Annotated in this window: 3 protein-coding genes and 2 pseudogenes; 1 reads left to right on the top strand and 4 read right to left on the bottom strand. The window is 33.0% G+C overall.

The features are described 5' to 3' along the window. From AC1DIT_RS27675 to AC1DIT_RS27660, 4 genes and pseudogenes are all read right to left on the bottom strand, one after another. Nucleotides 1-176 (bottom strand): annotated as a pseudogene (locus AC1DIT_RS27675) (DDE-type integrase/transposase/recombinase); the annotation flags it as partial. 105 nt (nucleotides 177-281) lie between these two features. After that, nucleotides 282-1,484: an MFS transporter gene (locus AC1DIT_RS27670; RefSeq protein WP_212667639.1), complete on the bottom strand. Its 1,203-nt coding sequence runs from the start codon at nucleotides 1,482-1,484 to the stop codon at nucleotides 282-284. 108 nt (nucleotides 1,485-1,592) lie between these two features. Further along, nucleotides 1,593-2,219, bottom strand: coding sequence for a LysE family translocator (locus tag AC1DIT_RS27665; RefSeq protein ID WP_016131414.1), 627 nt, complete (start codon nucleotides 2,217-2,219; stop codon nucleotides 1,593-1,595). Further along, nucleotides 2,209-2,700, bottom strand: a complete 492-nt coding sequence (locus AC1DIT_RS27660; RefSeq protein ID WP_016131413.1) for an Lrp/AsnC family transcriptional regulator — start codon at nucleotides 2,698-2,700, stop codon at nucleotides 2,209-2,211. The genes AC1DIT_RS27665 and AC1DIT_RS27660 overlap by 11 nt, the downstream gene beginning before the upstream one ends. Nucleotides 2,701-3,134: 434 nt before the next feature. Between AC1DIT_RS27660 and AC1DIT_RS27655 the strand changes: the two are divergent. Then, nucleotides 3,135-3,237: pseudogene (locus AC1DIT_RS27655) on the top strand (YaiI/YqxD family protein); the annotation flags it as partial.

Raw genomic sequence — 3,237 nt, 5'->3', positions numbered from 1 at the left:
GTACAAAGTAATGCTGGAGCTTTGTCTGTTGTTAGAACCGTTGGTTCTCCAAACTTTTTCACTAATCTTTTCATAAAGCCATATGCGGCCTGATGATCTCGCTTTTTACGCAGTTGAATAYCTAATGTGTAACCCTCTTTATCAATYGCACGATATAGGTAACGYCATTCTCCTCGTCTCATTTTTCTAGAATATAGCTTAGTTTAAAAAACTTTGCAACAGAACCGAAATTCCCTTAAAAATACTTCTGAAAATTATGAAATCCAGATAGGTACGTTTGCTTATAGTTTACGTATAGGACTGGCAAGTGCAATAATTACTTCAATAAATTTTGTAGCTGATGCCAAAATAAAAATTGCAACCGGATTATACTCAGAAATCACGCCCCCTACTAATGCACCTAGAGGCATTGCCAGTCGTGTAAGCACGCGTGAAAATCCTAAAACTCTTCCTTGCATATCAATGGGTACAGTTTCCTGCCGTACAGATGCTACAATAATATTCCAAGCAATATTACATACCATAGCAATTCCAAATGCAATGCCTGGCGCTAGCCAAAATTTGCTCCATATTGCGTAGGTTAATCCAATTGCACCTATACCTAGCAAAGCAGGAATTAGAATCCCACGTCGAAATCGCTTTTCAAGTGGAACAACAATAATACTTCCTACAAGACCGCCTACTCCAATTAAGGTATAGTTAAATCCACTTTGTTCAGAAGTTAAATGTAATGTTGAAAGCAAATAATACATTAATGCTCCTAGTATAGCACTAGCACCAAAGTTGCCTACCATTGCTTGAAGAGATAAAGCGAGATTAAGACGGTCATTCATTAACCATTTAAAACCTTCCTTCATTTCTCTTCCTATTTTCTGAAATAGATTTCCCGATCCATCTACAGATTTAGTTTTTTTGAATTTTGGTAACATTAATACAGCAATTAAAGTAGCTATATAAGAGAGAACATTTATCCAGAGTGCATTAAAACCTCCTATAATAGCAATGATAATACCTGCTAAGGCAGGACCTACTAAGCTAGCAATTTGAAGAACCATCTGATAAGCGGAATTGGCCCTGGTTAACGATTGACCTGCAATATGTGGAATTACTGTAACTGTCGCTACATCAAATAACATAGATAGTACTGCTAAAATAAAAGAAACAACGTATAAATGCCAGAGTTGGAGTAATCCTAAGATATGGAGAACAGGAATTACTGTTACAAAGAAAACACATAATAGGTCCGCAATCCACATTAATTTTCGTCTATCCCAACGATCTACTATTACCCCTACTATCGGACCAAATAAAACAATAGGTAACACACTTATGGCAAAAAGTGAGCTCATAATTACTGCTGAACCAGTTAATTCATATGCAATCAAAGGAAGAGAAAAGGTATATAGGGAATCACCAATTCTTGAAATAAGTAAACCAAATACAAAAATTATGTAAGTACTTGGCAATTGTGTAATCGTTGACATAAGGTGGCCACTTGTTTTCTTTATTTTTATCATTGAGTAAAAATTACTCTCTTTTTTTAATGTCAATTCTATAAACCTCCATTATAATATGGTTGATTTTATTTCTCATTAATAAGTAGTAATTAGTACATCATAAAAAGACCGTAGGCTAAATAATAGTAAAATTAATCCAGATGTTTTGTTTATAATTATTAAAGAATATGCATTTATTCGATTCTTTAATAAGCTAACAACAATACTAAGAAATAACCACCATAGTATTAAACCTAAAAAAACTCCTAATACTAATATCAATTTCTCCATTAAGTCAATATCTGAATTAGCTATTCCAAGTCCTGAAAAGAGAGCAATAAAAGACAAAATTGTTACAGGGTTAGTTAGTGTTAAAAAGAAAGTAGATGCATATGCCTTAATATTTTGTTCATTTTTACTTTTAGTAAGTGTATTTGAAGGTTTTGATTTATAAGTTTTAACACCGAAATAACCTAAAAAAATTCCGCCAATTAGTTGAAACCACAATTGTTGATTAATCAAATAATTAGTTATCACTGTTAAGCTTAGACCCGCAATTAAACTATATAAACCATCTGCTGTTGCAGCACCTAAGCCTGACATAAATCCAACTACTTTCCCATTCTCAAGCGTTCTACGAATACATAAAATTCCAATAGGTCCTACAGGGGCCGCAATACTAAAACCAATGATAAGACCTTTGAGTAAGAATTCACTTGCCATTTCCCCCCACCTCATCAATAAAAAACCTATCTTTTTGCAAAGGAATTTTAAACGTTTCTTTCATTGTATCCATCACTATTGTTGTTTTTGTTCGAAGTACCCCCTGCAGACTTTTAATCTCATAGCTAATCACTCTGTCTAAATCCTTGGTATTACGACAACGAATTTTCAATAAATAATCATCATCCCCCGCAATGTGATGGCATTCTTGTACCTCCTCTAAATTAGTAATAAGATGTAAGAATTCTTCTCTATATTTTGGTTTTTCTAATGAGACTGTTACAAAAGCTGTACATTCTGTTCCTACATTTTCTCCATCTATCTTAGCTCCAATCTCTTTAATTACTCCATTACTAATCAAACGATTGACACGGTCAGCCACTGCTGGTGAAGATAATCCAATGTGAGATGCCAATTCAGCCCAAGTGACTCTACCATTATTCATTATTGATTGTATAATCTTATAATCATAAGAATCCAAGTTAATCAACCTTTCTTTATAAGTTTTTAATCATTTTAATATTTATTTAACAAAGAAACAAGTGGGATTTTCTTTAATAATAAAAATATCATTCTTTTAGTATTGTGAGGAAATAATTTTAAAGAGGATAGCTATAATAAATGTGGGTTTAGTTTTACAGGGGTTATTAGTAACAGCTACTGCATTAAATACGATGAATTAATGGGTTCAACTAGAAATATCAGGCTGAACTCATTTTACTAAAGGGGAGCTTTAGTGAAACAAACCAATCTAAAATTACTTAACCATGAGAACACTTGAAATACAAGAAAAAGACGCTTTCTCTATAAAAGAATAGCGCCCTTTAATAGAATAACTTTTTTTAATGATTTTAAGTAAAGCATCTTCGTTTGACAAAAGCTAAATCTGCCATTATCATCAACTCGAACTTATTTATGGGAGTGATAAAGATGAAAATTTATGTTGATGCAGATGCTTGTCCGGTAAAAGATATTATTATCTCTGAAGGTACGAATGCTGAAATTCCTGTTCTCCTTG

It is taken from the genome of Bacillus sp. 05T22, from assembly GCF_056396765.1.
This window is presented reverse-complemented; position numbering and strand designations above follow the sequence as displayed.